A 14,622-nucleotide genomic window follows, 5' to 3' on the forward strand; every position below is an offset into this window, starting at 1 on the left:
CATGGCCAAGTTGAAACTCGCAACGATCGCTGACGACAAGCCAGTCAAGATCACGCTGGAACTGCCGGCGCCTCTGCATCGTGATTTGGTCAAATATGGAGAAATCCTCGGGCGGGAGACCGGGCGGCCATCCGCCGATCCATTGCGCTTGATCGTGCCGATGCTTGAGCGGTTCATCGCAACCGATCGCGGTTTTGCGAAGGCAAAGAAGGAGGAGGCTTAGATAAGGCTGTCCTGTGGCCGACGACGACCGAGAAGTGGTTTGCCAAAGTCGATTCAAGGAGCCGGTCCAGCCACTTCCGATCGCATCTATCTTCTACGGCATTCAATCGTTGACCGACATCCTCCTCTTGGGGCCATCCTCTTGTGACCAAGCGAGCTGCAAGCTGCGGGCTCCCTCGACATCCCGTACGTTCCAGGTCACGGCGACCGAACCCTTATTGCCGACAGGACTCCATATTTGGCGGCGTTCCTGCAGAGCTCATCGAATGCGATGCAAAGATACGGTACCGTCAAGTCGTTGGGACACCAAACGCCCTGTCGCCGCTACCTCCCATTTTAGCGATTGTTTGGCAAACTTCGCTCTGAAGTGGGTCACTTCGCTTTTTCCCCGCAGGCAGGCCGTTTGTTCTGGCATCAACAAGATCCATGAGCCAGGGACGATATTTCCCCCGTGACAATTTTACCATTACCACGTGAACGCAACCGCCGTACTTCGCGAACTCGGAGACCGCACCCTGAACTAATCGCCTAGACTAAGAGTAGTGCCACCCAAATGCATGGAGCCGCATCCTGTGCATCGTAACCCGCTACGGCAAGCGCGACCACCACAGGGAATGGAGGGAGAAATTCATTTTAGTTTATTCGGCAGAGTTTATGACCGGCATCTGCCTGCAATAGCTATAATCTCCAATCTGATCACCAGCGGTAACTTTCTCAGAATGCTTTCGAGATTGCAACTGATGTCCATAGTGCTGTAGTCAACCTTAATTGCTGAAGTTGCGCAGCTGTGTTCAAGGACATATCCGCTGCCGCCTAGACCGTCGCCCTTTCGGCCTTCCTCCAGCCCACGTAAGACGAAGCGGGGCCCTCACAGCTATGTCCTGACTTTTGGTATCGGGAAGCGGCTTTATCGCGTTCCCGTTGAGCGCATGTGGCCTCTTGCTCTTGCACTGCTATCTCATTTTCGTGAGTGATTGCTGCTCATCGGAATAGACTGAGCAGCCATCGCTGCAGCGCTGGCCACTACCGCCCCTTCGACCCGATTCGCCCATCTGACGACGCGTCACGAAGCGTGCGCCGCCCTCTATCTGCGTTCAAAAGGCGGGTTATGTCGTCCGCTTGCAAGAAGGGCATGCCGATCAGCACCAAGGCACCGCGTTCGTAGGGCTGGCCGGTGAACACGTCGAACATGGTCCAGGAACCGTCTTCCTCCCAGCGGGCGTCATAGCGATCGGTCGTCATCCAAGGGAGGCTAGCGCATGCGAGCATGAACGCAAGGGTTACGTGATCGCGCCATTCACACGGTTGCCGACTCGGCTATCAGTCCGGCTGCGGCGGATCCGAGCGAACCGCCCGGCCGGCGCTCATTTAAACCCCAAAGCCCCCCGCCCAATGAGCGCCGGCCAATTAGCCTTCGTAGTGATGCATCACCAAGTGCGCCCTGCCATCCCTCTCGGCGACGAGCTCAAGATATTGCCGCCCGGTCAACAGGGCCGCCGGCAGGTCGGATGGATCGATGGCAAGGCCGAAGCCGGACTTGGCGCGTTCCGGCACACTGGCAAGGTCGGCGTCGATCGCCACGGTCCCCCCGTGCGGCCGGATCTGGTCGGTGATCGCCCTGAGCAAGGTGGACTTGCCCGAACCATTGGCGCCGAGCAAGCCAAGGATGTCGCCCCGGCAAAGGGATAGGTCGATCCCGCTCACGACTACGCGGCCACCATAGCTGGCGCTGAGCCCGCGAACCCTCAAGATCTCGGCAGGATCGATGAGATCAGAAGAGTGCTGGCGATTTCATAATGCTCGCTCGCCCCGAAGAGGCACATCCATAGGCACTTGCTCTAGGCGCCATGAAAAAGGTGCCTCAGCTGCAGCGCGACGAAGGGCGGCAACGGTGCTATTTCGCCAGCCTCTGCCTCCGTTTTTCCATACATCATGTGACCTCGATCGCTTCTTGCGGACCGGAGAAAATCTAGCACTCCGGCTGATCCCGCTTATGAGAAATTAGAGCCATAAGCCGACGGTTGCGCCATGCCGAACGGGCCTCAAGCTCTGGCTTTGCGAGTATTTCCCGGCGCTCGGCCGTGGCGAATTCTATCAGATCAGGGGACCAAGGTTTCGGATCGCGGCGATCCTGCGCGATCGAGTGGTAAAGCGTTCCCAAACGCTGCGCGTAATCGTCTATGCCACCGGGCGCATTCAGATCGATCGTCTCGAACGGTCCCATGAACGACCAGCGCAGGCCGAGACCATGAGCAACTGTTCGATCGATGTCGGCCACGCTTGCCAAGCCCGCATCCAACAGCGCCCAGGCCTCGTTCAGCAGCGCACCTTGGAGGCGGTTGAGAATAAAGCCTTCGATCTCACGGTTGACGACGATCGGCACCTGTCCGACTTGCTCCATCGCCTCGCGCAGCCATGGAACGATTTCCGGATCTGTCCATGGCGCAGCTACCAGTTCGACAAGCGGCACCAGATGCGGCGGATTGACCGGGTGGGCGATTAGAAAGCGCGAACGCCTGGGAGCCTGGTCCGTAAACGCAGATGCCGGTATGCCTGAACTCGAACTGCCAACCACCGCATCGTCACGCATGGCCGCGCCGATCTCGGCGGACACTGCTTTTTTTACGTCGACGCGTTCGAAGACGGATTCCTGAACATAGTTGGCCGCTGATACTGCATCGACCAAGCTGTCAACCACTTCGATGCGTTGCGCGATTGCATCGACATCGCTGACCAGACCAAACTCTTGCATGTCCGAAAGACTGGCACGGATACGAGAGGGCGCGCCTTGCCGGATGTCTTCACTTGCGTCGAATAGCCGAACCGGGATGCCGGCACGCGCAAAGACGACCGCCCAGCCGCTTCCGACCAGTCCGCCGCCGATAACTGCGACTTGCTTCAACTTCCCTGTCATCATCGTACCTTGGACGTCTCGCCGTCAGCCAGGCAGATCTCCGAAATGCGCAGTCCGTCCTTGGTGATCCGCGACGGAAAGCGGTCCTTGAGCCTTTCCTCGTGTACTGGAATGACACGTTGGGCTTCATAGCCGACCTGTTTCATCATCGCTTCGGTGGCCATCAACAGGTTCTGTTGGCTGCCAAGAGCAAGACCGACCGGCACATACATCGGCGTATCGACATCGACGACGCCCCCTGGGCCTTCGACATTCTCGAAGACATAGACCAGGTCGCCGGCGAGCACCCAGGCGTCGGAAGACCGCGCCTTGCCGTCGTTGCGGACATTGACCCACATGGACGCAAAGGTGTGGCTGTCGTAAGCGACATGAAGGTCGATCCCCGGAAGAGCGTTCTCTACGGTGCCATCGACGCAAATGAGCCGTTTCTGGCGCGCAAGATCGACGCCACGGATGATGTCGCCGGGATCGACAGCCACCATCATCCAGCGGAGCCTGTCAGGCAGCGACATCGCCCAGGTCCACTTCGCGATCTCGCGTTCCTGAATGTAGAATTTCGCCTTCGGAAAATCCTCGACATTGCCGAAATGGTCGAAATGGGCGTGGGTGATGAAGACCGTATCGACCTCCTCGGGTGTCAGGCCGACCCCGGCGAGAACCTCCTTTGGGGAGCGCCAGTTCTCGACACCGAACTTGTCTCCAAGGTGCTTTCCATAGTCTTTGTCGTTGTAACCGACATCCACCATGGCAACGTGCCCGTTGCCTTTGATCAGGGCGTAGCAGTACGGAAGTTTGACGTAGCCCTGGTTGTGCGCACCATAAAGAACGCCACTTTTGTGGTATTTGGTGACGTAGGAATATTCGAGAATCCAGATCGAATACTGTGACATTATTTCCTCCCTAGACTGATGATAAGCGGCCTTCGGCCCCGCAGTTGCAACAGGAATGCCTGAAGTCGACCATGGTCATTCCGAAGCGATCCTCGGATGCCGATTGCAGATGCCTGTAAGCCGCCGACAAATTGCCGAGCGGCTCGGCGAGGTCTGGGGTGTTCTTGGCAGCTTGCTGCTCGCGCAAAACAGCGAGGCAGGTGCCCACGAGCCTGTGTGCGCTCATCAACTGCTGCAGATGCACATCAAGGCGAGACGTTGTCCGCAACTTTGAAAGGCGTTCGCGGAGTTCGTCGAACAATTCCGCGGCACTGGCGATAGACGGAAGATCGAGCACTTCGCGGCGGCCGCTTGCCTGCAGCAGGATCATCAGGCCAGCGACCTGCCCGATTAAACGCTTAAGACCGTTGTAGACCTGGCGGGCCTCGAGACCATAGGCGACCACCTCATCCGCCACACCTTCAGGCAGAGACAAGGCCGCGACTTCGCGAGCGGGGCCAAAGCCAGCACAGTCCAGGCCATGAATTTGCGCCGCCCAGTCCAGCATCGACAGAGAAGACTTATTGCCTGCCATCGATGGCCCTCGTGGTGCTGCGTTCGACGAGTTTTCCCGGAATGCGCTGCAGGGCGGGCTGACTGGCATCGTTGCGCGACAGGGACAGCGTCAGGTCCACGGTGCGCTCCACCATCAGTTCCATTGGCTGACCAACAGTTGTGAGATCATGCGACGGCCAGGAGGCCATCGCGATGTCATCGAAACCAACGACGGACAGACGGTCCGGTATCGAAAGGCCGAAATCGCGTCTTGCCGCGTCCATGGCGCCGATCGCCAGGATGTCGTTCGCACAGAAAAGCGCAGTCGGTGGTTCGTCGGACGAGAGAAACCCATGCGCGGCGGCATAGCCGGCCGCGTAGCTGAATTCCTGCCCTACGCTGCTGAGAGGAGCCTGCACGCCTCTTTCCAGGCAGCGGGCATGAAAACCCTTCCAGCGATCGACGTTGGTCGAGGCATTCGGCAAGCCGGCGACATAGGCCAGGCGCCTGTGTCCGAGATCGATCAGGTGGTCGGCGACCGTCCTGCCGCCGAGTTCATTGTCGCAGGTCACCGCATAGGAGCGCTGGCTGGCATCGTAGCGGTTGAAAAACACGACGGGTGTACCGACCTTGCGGCAAGCATCGGACGATGCCGAAGAAAGCGTCGTGGCCAGGATGATCACCACGTCGGGGTGATAGGAGAGCAGGACGCGAAGCGTCTCATCCTCGCTGCGCTTTGGTTCGGTCACCACCAGCATCACATTCAGGTCCAGGGCTTGCAGCTTTCCCGTCAGCCGCGTCAGCACTTCGGGGTAGAATGGATTGGTGATGTCGGACACGACGATGCCGACGATGCGGCTGCTCTTGGTGATGAGGCCGCGTGCGAGCGGATTGGGCTGGTAGCCGAGTTCCGCCGCGCGCGCGAGGATTCTCGCGCGCGTCTTTGGCGCGATCACGGCGTCCTCGTAAAAGGCTCGCGAAACCGTGGATACCGACATGCCCAATTGTCTTGCCAAATCTTTCACCGTTATGCGGGGCGTGTGAGGCTGCTTCAGGGCGACTTCGGTCATGGCTGCTAGGCTCCAGTTTTAGCGGCGAACCATGTTTTCGACGTGCTTTGTTCAAGGTCGTCAAGCGGCGTTTCGGCCGCCGTAGCGCCGCACGCGGATATTGGCCTGCTCGGCGTGTCCGGCAAAACCTTCCAGCATGCACAACCTCGAGCAATATTCGCCGACCAGTCCACTGGCCTCGTCGGTGAGGATCCGCTGGTATGTGCAGGTCTTGAGAAATTTGCCGACCCACAGTCCGCCAGTATAGCGTGCTGCTTTCTTGGTCGGCAGCGTGTGGTTCGTGCCGATGACCTTGTCGCCAAATGCCACATTCGTGCGGGGCCCAAGGAACAAGGCGCCGTAGTTGGTCATGTTGTTCAAGAAGTAATCGGGGTCGCTCGTCATGACCTGCACATGCTCGGAAGCGATGCGGTTCGCCTCGCGCACCATCTCCTCATCGGACTCACACACGATCACTTCGCCGTAGTCTGCCCAGGCCTTGCCGGCGAGTTCCGCTGTCGGCAATCGCAGAAGCTGCCGTTCGACTTCGGCCATCGTTGCCCGGGCGAGCTTCTCGGAGGTGGTAAGCAAGACGGCGGGCGAGGTGGGCCCATGCTCGGCCTGGCCGAGGAGATCGGTTGCGCAGATCTCGCCGTCGACGCTTTCGTCGGCGATGATCAGTGTTTCGGTCGGGCCAGCGAAGAGGTCGATACCGACGCGGCCGAAGAGCTGGCGCTTGGCTTCGGCGACAAAGGCATTGCCGGGACCGACCAGCATGTCGACCGGGGCGATAGTACCGGTGCCGAGCGCCATGGCGGCTACTGCCTGCACACCGCCAAGCACGTAGATTTCGTCGGCACCGCCCAGATGCATGGCGGCGACGATCGCCGGATGCGGGCCGCCGTGGAAAGGCGGTGCGCAGGCAATCACGCGCTTCACGCCGGCTACGCGCGCCGTGACCACGCTCATATGCGCCGAAGCAACCATCGGATATTTGCCGCCGGGCACATAACAGCCAACGGCATTGACTGGAATGTTGCGGTGGCCGAGTACGACGCCGGGCAGGGTCTCGACTTCGATATCCCTGATGGAATCGCGCTGATGCTGGGCAAAATTGCGCACTTGCGCCTGGGCGAAGCGGATGTCTTCAAGATCGCGTGGAGCAACCGCGGACAGGGCTTTTTCAATGTCCTGCTCGGAAAGGCGAAAGCTTTCTGGCGACCAGTTGTCGAATTTTTCAGAGAGCTCGCGCACGGCCGCGTCACCTCTCGCCTCGACGTCGGCGAGAATATTTTCAACGGTCAATCGCGTTCTGGCGTCGACCGCCGCCACTGTGCTCGCGTCCTGGCCGCGCTTGAGATAACTGGGCATGTTCGTCCTCGTTCTTGAAAAAGGTGGAGCGGGCGGCGTGACGCCGCCCGCCTTGGCCATTACGGATTGACGGTTGGCTGAACCTTGGTGAGCTTGTACTGGTCTGCCGGCGGCTCGCATTTCTGGCAGTTGATGCCGGGCTCGTCGGCGGCTTTCGGAACATCGGCCGGCAAAGGCTGGATGGTCGCGCCTGGGGTTGGCTTGCCTTCAAGCGCCGACTGGATGGAAAGCTCCGGCAGCAGCGTCGGGCTGAACACCTCCGTCACGAAGGAACTGGGCACGACGCCTTCCGGGAAGGCGTTGCAACCATCTTCGAACGTCTGGCCTTTGCACAGCTTGACCTGGTCGGCGGGCACCCATGGCAGAGGATATTCGATGTTGCCCGGCTTGAGATCGCGCTTTCCAGTCAGGGCTTCCATCATCAGCTTGAAAGCATAGCCAGCACTGGCCGGCGGCGAGCCGGCGGAAACGCCTTTCAGGCCACGCTTCTGGAAATCTGGATTGGCCAGCGCAAGGCGGAAGCCATTCGAGTTTTCGCCCGTCATCGGCACCAGTTTGCTTCCCTTGTCCATGAGGGCCTGGATCGCACCGTATTCACCGGCCTGAGCCCAGATGCCGTCGACGTCGGGATGCGCTGCGAGCGCCTTGGCTGTTTCCTGCTGGGTCGTACGGTCGTCCCAGAAGGAATAGTATTCGTCCACGACCTGTATGCCGGGGTACTTATTGAAGACCGACATGGCTCCATCGGTGTGGCGCTTGTCGACCGAGTTGCCCGGAACGCCGCGGCTGAGGAAGATCTTGCCTTTGCCGCCGAGCGCATTGACCAGGGCCTGAGCGCTGTTCTCGCCAAAGCCAGCGGTAATGTAACTGACGTTGTAGGCGCAGGGCTCGGTGACCGTCGCGTCGTACATGAAGAACTTCACGCCCTTCTCGCAGCCTTTGTGGATGACGCGATTGAGGGCGGTGGAAGAAATCGGAAAGCTGATAATGCCGTCGGCTTTGGCGGCAATCATGCTCTCATACGCAGCGATCTGAGCCTGGGGATCCGTGCCCGAGATCACCTGGGTCAGTTCCACGGTCTTGTCGTAGGGTGGGGTGGCGGCAAGCGCCTTGACGATGTTGGCTGCCTCCGACTGCCAAGAGTTGCCGCTGTAGCTCATGCTCAGGTAGATTTTGAACTTCTTGTCCTGCGCTGACGCCGACGGGGCGGTGAGCGAAAGGCTGACCGCGGCAGTACAAAGAGCGGCTGCGCATAGACTTAGTTTTCTCTTCCAGTTTGGCATCGAAGGTCTCCCAGATCGTTGACCGCTTGTTGATGGGAACGTTCTCACTGAACGTCCCGGATCGCCGGGCGCGGGCGGTCTTTTACCGCGCCAATCGGCGTCTTAGAAACGCGAAGGTGTTTTCCCTCAGCAGGAGCAAGGCTATGAGGATGATCGAGCCCTCGATAACTGTGCGCCAGCCCTGTGGAATGCCAAGGGCCGAGATCACCGTGCTCAACGCCGTGAGCAGGATCGCGCCGCCTATCGTGGCGACAAAAGAGCCACTGCCACCAAGAATGGACGAGCCGCCGATGACGACAGCTGCAATCGAGGGCAGCAGATAGTCGTCGCCCATGCGCAGCGTTGCGCCGTTTGCGTAGCCCGCCAGCATCATGCCGGCAAACCCAGATGCGGCTGCGCTCAGCATATAGGCGATCAGAACCGAACTGCGCACTGCAATGCCTGCGACATCAGCCGCGACCGGATTGGCGCCGATGGCCGTCAGGCGGCGACCGTAGGACGTTCGACCCTGCAGCACTGAGCCGAAGATGGCGAAAGCCACGATGAACAGGAGGATGACCGGGATGCCGATCCAACTCGCTTTCATCAGCGCGGTCAGGATTGGGGGAGCCGCGCCGCGCGGTGTACCGCTCGTCAGCCCAAGTGCCGCGGAAGCGGTGATGATCCCGGTCGCCATGGTCATGATGAAGGGCGGGATACGCAGCAAGGTCACCCCAAGGCCGCTGATCCCGCCAATGCAGGCGCAGATCAGCAAGATTGCCGGTATCAGCGGCAAGCTCATGCCGTTCGAGGCATCGATCCAGCTGGTCGTTAGCACGCCGCCAAGCGTTATGAGCGCCGGGACCGAAAGGTCGAGACCTCCGATCATGATGACGATCCCCTGGCCGAAGGCCACGACGATCAGGAACGACGCTAGTAGGATAATGGTGTTGACGTGATCCCATGAGCCGAGTGTCGGGCTGACGAAGCGCGACCCCAGCACCAGCAGGATACTGATGCCGAACACGCAGACCGCCGTGATTGTCTCTGACCGCAAGCGGGCGGTGCGCCGATTGTCAGCCGCACTTTCCGTCTGTCGTCGTGCCTGCGGGGCAGGGGTTAAAGTCACGCCGGGAGAGTGCGTTTCGGTCACGATGCACCTCTTCGTTCGACAAAATGCGTCACGACATTTCCAAACACCACCGCCATCACGAGCACCACGCCCTGGAAAATGCCGGTGTAGAAGGACGACACGCCACCGGCGAACAGCACCTTCTGCAGCAACATGAGCGTGGCGGCGCCGATGATGCTGGCGATGACACTGCCGCGCCCACCGCTCAACGAGGTGCCGCCGAGCGCTACGGCTGCGAAGGTCAGCATCAGGAAAGAGGCGCCTGCGTTGGGATTACCTGTCGCGGTTTGAGCGCTGAGCATGAAACCCGCGAGGCCGTAGAGCATGCCGCCGATGACAAAGCTTAGGATTCGCACACGTTTGACATTGATACCGGACAGATGCGCGGCTGTTTCGTCAGCCCCCACGACATAGAGGCCCGTGCCGAACGCCGTGCGTCGGCAAATCATCCAGAGGACGACAACGGCCGCGACGAAGAGCCCCGAGATCGGGATCACGCCGAAAAGCACGTCGGTCAGATCGTAGGAAATGAAATCGGCGACCGTACCTCCCGGCGCGTCGAGGATCACCAATGAAAGGCCCTGGCAGATGATCATCGTCGCCAGCGTGGCGGCGATCGACTGGAGACGCAGCACAGCGACGAGGAAGCCGTTTATCAGGCCGACCAGGCCCCCGATCGCCAGGCAGATGGCAAGGCTTTCGACCGCTCCCATCGGGCCGTCCAGCGGATAGGCGGCCATGATGACATTGGTCAGCGAGATGACGCCGGCGACGGAAAGGTCGAAGCCTCTGGACAGCACGATCAACGTCTGACCCGCCGCCGCGATCGCAAGGGGAACGGCATTGTTCGTTAGGTTGAGCACCGTGTCGGCGGTGAGCGCGGTAGGATCCCATATGGAATACAGGCCATAGAGGATGATGTAGAGAACAATGATGATGCCGGTGCCGCTGGCCAGCAAGGCTTTTGCCCTTGCCGACATTGACGGAGCGAGACGGTGACGGGTGGCTGCTGTCTTGGTTGCAAGAATGCTCATGCCGCGGCCTCGCGCTTTGATTTTGCGGGGTCTCGGGAATGACCGGTAAGGGCTGCGACCAGCGCACGCTCTTCGATGGCTTCGCCCGTGAACTGCTCGAAAATACGTGCGCCGTAGAGCACCAGACAGCGGTCGGCCAGACGCGTCAGTTCCGTCAGTTCCGATGAATAGAGAAGCACCGATCCACCCCTGTCGGCGAAGGCCTGAATGGCTGCGTAGATAGCCTGCTTGGTGCCGACATCTACACCTCGTGTCGGATCGTAGAGAAGCAACGTGCGCGCGCCCGTAAACATCGCACGCGCAAGCAACGCCTTCTGCTGATTGCCTCCGGAGAGGTCGGCGATACGAAAATCGAGATAGCGAGGATTAAGTTCGACCGCTTCGGATGCCCGTGCGGCACCGTCCCGTTCCAGCGCGGGCCAGACAAAGCCGGCCCGGCTGATGTTCTGGATGACGGGCAGCACGATGTTTGCTGCCGTCGACAGCGTCGAGAATATCCCTTCCACCTTGCGTTCTTCAGGAAGGAAGCTCAGTCCGGCCGTGATGGCATGACGCGGGCTCTTTGGTTGTACGGGTTTTCCCTCGACGAGTATTTCTCCCGACGTCGCTTTATCCAGGCCGACAAGCGTGCGGAAAAGTTCGCGCTGACCTTGGCCTTCCAAGGCGGCGATGCCAACGATCTCGCCCTCTTTCACGTCGAGTGTGACGCCCTTGAGTTTTGCGCCGGTGACATTCTTCAGTTCGAGCACCGAACGCGTCTCGCGACCGAGCGAGTGGGTGCGGCGTCCGTGCGCCATCTCCGTGCGGCCGACCATCAGCTCGAAAATATCGGCATCGCTGGCATCTGACAGTCCGACGCTTGCCACAGAACGGCCGTTTCGCAACACCGTTGCCTGCTTGCACAAGGTGCGCACCTCGGCCAGGCGGTGAGAGATATAGAGGACCGCGGTCCCGGCCGCAGTCGTGCTGCGAACCAGATCGAACAACCATTCGACATCGGTCAATGCCGCCGTAGGTTCATCAAGGATAAGAACCTTTTCGGCATAGTGCATGGCGCGGGCGATCTCCAGGCGCTGCCTGTGGGCGAGCGACAGGCTGGCGATGCCAGCGATCGGCGAGACGTCATCCAAACGATAGCGGTGCAGGATTTCAGCTGCGGCTCGCGCTGTCTGGTAGGGAGAGACCAGGCCGAACGCCCCGCGCTTCATGGCGGGCAGCAGCAGCGCTTCGGCAACGGTCAAGTTGGGCGCAAGGCTCAATTCCTGGAAAGCCGTCGCCACGCCTGCTTGTCGTGCATGGAGGATTGAATGCGGCGCATAGACCGCACCGTCGAGATGCATCTGACCGCTGTTTGGCGCAAGCACACCGCTGAGGATCTTGACCAGCGTGGACTTGCCGGCGCCGTTTTCGCCGAGCAGCGCATGGACTTCGCCCGCCGCCAGATCCAGCGACACATTTTCCAATGCTGTGGTCGCACCGTAAGATTTGGTAACGGCAACGGCCTGCAATCGTGGCGGCGACACACTCAACGGATTTCCTCCAAAACGTTCTCTTCGATCCCAAAATACGCTGTGAGAACGTTCTCTTTTTACTATTTCATCGAAACGCGCTGCGATCAACCGATCATCGCTGGTTAAATGGCGGAGCCACACACCATCGAGTTTTCATACCTCGCTGCTGCTTTCATCGGCGGTTCAACGAGACGGCAATGATGATGATGGCTCCCTTAATGACCTCCTGAATGCTGGTCGAGAGACCGAGAACGAGAAGGCCAAACCCGAGAATGCCTATGAAGATCGCACCGACGACGGAACCGACGATTGATCCGTAACCGCCAAAGAGACTTGTCCCGCCTATGATCACAGCCGCGATCACGTCCAGTTCAAGACCCGCTCCCAGGCTGGGATTGCCAGCCGTTGAGCGAGCCGCGAGCATCAGGCCCGCCAGGGATGCGGTCATGCCGCACAACACAAAAGCGAAGATCTTGACGCCGTCCGTGCGCACGCCGGAAAAGCGCGCGGCAACGGCATTTCCACCGGTCGCATAAACACGCCGGCCGTAGGGCATCTGATGCAGCAGGTAGTAGCCGGCGGCCGTAAGGACGATCGTCCACCAGATCGGTGCCTGAACGCCGAGGAAACTGCCGTTCCAGAACAGATTCGAAAAATCATCATCGACGATCGACACTGGCCGGGTGCCGGTGATGGTCAGCGCCAGCCCGGAAAAGATGGACAACATGCCAAGGGTCACAAGAAACGATGGGATGCGCAGTTTTGTAACAAGCACGCCCGACACTGCTCCGATCGCGGCCCCGGCGCTCAACACCAGAAGCGCGGCGACATAGGTCGGGACATTTTGATCGAGCAGCAAGGCTCCGATCATGCCTGAGAAGCTGGCAACCGACCCAACCGACAGGTCGATTTCACCGCAGATGATGACGAACGTCATGCCGATCGCCATCACGGAGACGATGGCCGTGATACGCAGAACCGCGCTTGCGGTTGAGACCGACGCGAAGTGGGGAGCGAACAAGACGAAATAGAGGGTGATCACTAGAAAGATCACATAGGTGATGTGATCGCGGAAGAAATCCATCGCAGCTAAGCGCATCGGCATCGAGGACGGTTTCACGCTGCAACTCCCTGGGTGCCTACGTTGGTTTGTCTGGCGGCCTCGGCCTGCAGCAACGCGCGCAGCGCGGCCTCGTCGTGCGCGTTGCCGATGCTGCGGGTTATCCGCCCCTGCGCCATCACCAGAATGCGATCGGACAGATCCAGGAGTTCCTCGAGTTCCGAGGAAATGAGCAGCACGGCGACGCCTTCGCCGGCCGTGCGACGCACAAGCTCGCGCATATCGCGCTTGGCATTGACGTCGACGCCGGAGGTTGGCTCATCGAGGATCAACAGCTTCGGCTTCATTGCCAGCCATTTTGCGAAGACGATCTTCTGCTGATTGCCGCCCGAAAGCTCCTGGGCTTTCTGCAAGGGGCCGCGGCACAGGATATTGAGGTCGTCGCGGTATTGTCGGAATAGTGCCGTTATCCGGGCCTTCGCCATCGGCCCAAAGGGGCCCGCCAGCGAGAAATCGGAAAGGCGGGGAAGGGAGAGGTTCTCCTCGATCGAGCGCCCGCCAACAAGCCCTTCGAGCCGACGGTCTTCTGGAACAAGCGCGACACCAGCAGCGATGGCCCCACTGACGCTGCCTGGGCGAACGGGTTCTCCCGCGACAGTGATGTGGCCGGATACATCCGGAAGGATGCCGAACAAGGCTTTGCCCAACGTCGAGCGGCCGCTGCCGACAAGCCCGGCAAGGCCGATGATCTCGCCTGGATCGATCGAGAACGATACGTCGGACAGCTTGCGCGATGTGGCCAGATCGCGGACCTCGAGAGCCGGCGTCCCGACCGGCGTTGCCGGGGGGCGTTTCGCAGGCGCCGCCACGGTAGGCAACGACGCTTCGCCCTTTGGCCGCGACATCATCGCGGCGATCTGCTCGATCGATGTGCTGCCCGGATCAAGCGGGCCAACCAGCCGCCCATCCTTGATGATCGAGATGCGATCCGAAAGCCGCAGCACATCGGCCATGCGATGGCTGATGTAGACGATACCGATCCCGTTCTGCTTGAGCTGACCGATGGTGCGGAAAAGTGTTTCTTCCTCGTGGATGGTCAGAGAGGAAGTCGGTTCATCCATGACGAGCAGTTTGGCGCCGCGCGAGATCGCCTTGAGGATCTCGACCATCTGCCGTTGGGCGAAGGCCAGATCGCCCACACGCGCGGAAGCATCAAGCGAGAAGGCGTACCGCTCGATCAGAGCCTGGGCATCGCGAACCATTTTTCTGGCGTCGACGCGCAGGCCGTAGGCGAGCGGCTCGCGAAGGACGAACAGGTTTTCGGCAACCGAGCGGTTCGGCAAGACGCTCAGTTCCTGGAAGATCATTGCGATACCGCGGTCGATCCTCTCGCGAAGCGACAAGGCGGTGACGTCCTCTCCAGCGAACAGGATGCGGCCTTCATCCGTTCGATAGGCTCCCATGAGAATCTTCATGAGCGTCGATTTTCCCGCACCATTCTCGCCGAGCAGCGCGTGCGTTTCACCGGCCATGACCTCGAACGAAACATTGGACAGCACGCGGTTCGCGCCAAACGACTTGCTGATGCGTTGCATCGCTACGATCGCGTTCCGGGATGTTGAGGTTTTGGCTTCGGCCATGAC

The 14,622-nt window shown here is 60.1% G+C and carries 14 protein-coding genes; 1 reads left to right on the forward strand and 13 read right to left on the reverse strand.

Annotated features, from left to right (window positions below):
* Position 1 precedes the first annotated feature (1 nt).
* Positions 2 to 223, forward strand: a complete 222-nt coding sequence (locus LB569_RS03215) for a DUF2274 domain-containing protein (RefSeq protein ID WP_224691029.1) — start codon at positions 2 to 4, stop codon at positions 221 to 223.
* Between the two features lie 1,022 nt (positions 224 to 1,245).
* Here the strand turns inward: LB569_RS03215 and LB569_RS03220 are convergent.
* The 13 genes from LB569_RS03220 to LB569_RS03280 all read right to left on the reverse strand — a co-directional run bounded on the left by LB569_RS03220 (position 1,246) and on the right by LB569_RS03280 (position 14,619).
* Positions 1,246 to 1,464, reverse strand: coding sequence for a hypothetical protein (locus LB569_RS03220; RefSeq protein ID WP_224691030.1), 219 nt, complete (start codon positions 1,462 to 1,464; stop codon positions 1,246 to 1,248).
* Between the two features lie 165 nt (positions 1,465 to 1,629).
* Positions 1,630 to 1,926, reverse strand: a complete 297-nt coding sequence (locus LB569_RS03225; protein WP_224691031.1) for an ATP-binding cassette domain-containing protein — start codon at positions 1,924 to 1,926, stop codon at positions 1,630 to 1,632.
* Between the two features lie 265 nt (positions 1,927 to 2,191).
* Positions 2,192 to 3,139, reverse strand: coding sequence for a 3-hydroxyacyl-CoA dehydrogenase (locus tag LB569_RS03230; RefSeq protein WP_224691032.1), 948 nt, complete (start codon positions 3,137 to 3,139; stop codon positions 2,192 to 2,194).
* A complete protein-coding gene (locus tag LB569_RS03235) occupies positions 3,136 to 4,026 on the reverse strand; it encodes an N-acyl homoserine lactonase family protein (RefSeq protein ID WP_224691033.1) in 891 nt (296 codons plus the stop codon). The genes LB569_RS03230 and LB569_RS03235 overlap by 4 nt, the downstream gene beginning before the upstream one ends.
* A 10-nt stretch (positions 4,027 to 4,036) precedes the next feature.
* Positions 4,037 to 4,600 (reverse strand): hypothetical protein, encoded by a 564-nt coding sequence (locus LB569_RS03240; protein ID WP_224691034.1) that lies wholly within the window; start codon positions 4,598 to 4,600, stop codon positions 4,037 to 4,039.
* A complete protein-coding gene (locus tag LB569_RS03245; protein WP_224691035.1) occupies positions 4,587 to 5,630 on the reverse strand; it encodes a LacI family DNA-binding transcriptional regulator in 1,044 nt (347 codons plus the stop codon). Before LB569_RS03245 ends, LB569_RS03240 begins: the two co-directional genes overlap by 14 nt.
* Before the next feature lie 60 nt (positions 5,631 to 5,690).
* Entirely contained in the window at positions 5,691 to 6,980 is a 1,290-nt protein-coding gene (gene hisD / locus LB569_RS03250) for a histidinol dehydrogenase (RefSeq protein ID WP_224691124.1), read from the reverse strand.
* 59 nt (positions 6,981 to 7,039) lie between these two features.
* On the reverse strand, positions 7,040 to 8,263 hold the full coding sequence (locus tag LB569_RS03255; RefSeq protein WP_224691036.1) for a sugar ABC transporter substrate-binding protein: 1,224 nt from the start codon (positions 8,261 to 8,263) through the stop codon (positions 7,040 to 7,042).
* 82 nt (positions 8,264 to 8,345) lie between these two features.
* Positions 8,346 to 9,269 (reverse strand): ABC transporter permease, encoded by a 924-nt coding sequence (locus tag LB569_RS03260; protein WP_224691037.1) that lies wholly within the window; start codon positions 9,267 to 9,269, stop codon positions 8,346 to 8,348.
* A gap of 122 nt (positions 9,270 to 9,391) precedes the next feature.
* Complete coding sequence (locus tag LB569_RS03265; RefSeq protein WP_224691038.1) at positions 9,392 to 10,408, reverse strand: ABC transporter permease; 1,017 nt, start codon at positions 10,406 to 10,408, stop codon at positions 9,392 to 9,394.
* Complete coding sequence (locus LB569_RS03270; protein WP_224691125.1) at positions 10,405 to 11,931, reverse strand: sugar ABC transporter ATP-binding protein; 1,527 nt, start codon at positions 11,929 to 11,931, stop codon at positions 10,405 to 10,407. The genes LB569_RS03265 and LB569_RS03270 overlap by 4 nt, the downstream gene beginning before the upstream one ends.
* 160 nt (positions 11,932 to 12,091) lie before the next feature.
* On the reverse strand, positions 12,092 to 13,039 hold the full coding sequence (locus tag LB569_RS03275) for an ABC transporter permease (RefSeq protein WP_224691039.1): 948 nt from the start codon (positions 13,037 to 13,039) through the stop codon (positions 12,092 to 12,094).
* Entirely contained in the window at positions 13,036 to 14,619 is a 1,584-nt protein-coding gene (locus LB569_RS03280; protein WP_224691040.1) for a sugar ABC transporter ATP-binding protein, read from the reverse strand. Before LB569_RS03280 ends, LB569_RS03275 begins: the two co-directional genes overlap by 4 nt.
* Positions 14,620 to 14,622 lie beyond the last annotated feature (3 nt).

Origin of the sequence: Mesorhizobium sp. BH1-1-4, from assembly GCF_020165665.1 — a bacterium.
GTDB lineage: Bacteria > Pseudomonadota > Alphaproteobacteria > Rhizobiales > Rhizobiaceae > Mesorhizobium.

Coding starts and splice junctions, on each gene's coding strand:
- LB569_RS03215 (WP_224691029.1), top strand. CDS start 2: ATGGCCAAGTTGAAACTCGCAACGATCGCTGACGACAAGCCAGTCAAG.
- LB569_RS03220 (WP_224691030.1), bottom strand. CDS start 1,464: ATGACGACCGATCGCTATGACGCCCGCTGGGAGGAAGACGGTTCCTGG.
- LB569_RS03230 (WP_224691032.1), bottom strand. CDS start 3,139: ATGATGACAGGGAAGTTGAAGCAAGTCGCAGTTATCGGCGGCGGACTG.
- LB569_RS03235 (WP_224691033.1), bottom strand. CDS start 4,026: ATGTCACAGTATTCGATCTGGATTCTCGAATATTCCTACGTCACCAAA.
- LB569_RS03240 (WP_224691034.1), bottom strand. CDS start 4,600: ATGGCAGGCAATAAGTCTTCTCTGTCGATGCTGGACTGGGCGGCGCAA.
- LB569_RS03245 (WP_224691035.1), bottom strand. CDS start 5,630: ATGACCGAAGTCGCCCTGAAGCAGCCTCACACGCCCCGCATAACGGTG.
- hisD (WP_224691124.1), bottom strand. CDS start 6,980: ATGCCCAGTTATCTCAAGCGCGGCCAGGACGCGAGCACAGTGGCGGCG.
- LB569_RS03255 (WP_224691036.1), bottom strand. CDS start 8,263: ATGCCAAACTGGAAGAGAAAACTAAGTCTATGCGCAGCCGCTCTTTGT.
- LB569_RS03265 (WP_224691038.1), bottom strand. CDS start 10,408: ATGAGCATTCTTGCAACCAAGACAGCAGCCACCCGTCACCGTCTCGCT.
- LB569_RS03280 (WP_224691040.1), bottom strand. CDS start 14,619: ATGGCCGAAGCCAAAACCTCAACATCCCGGAACGCGATCGTAGCGATG.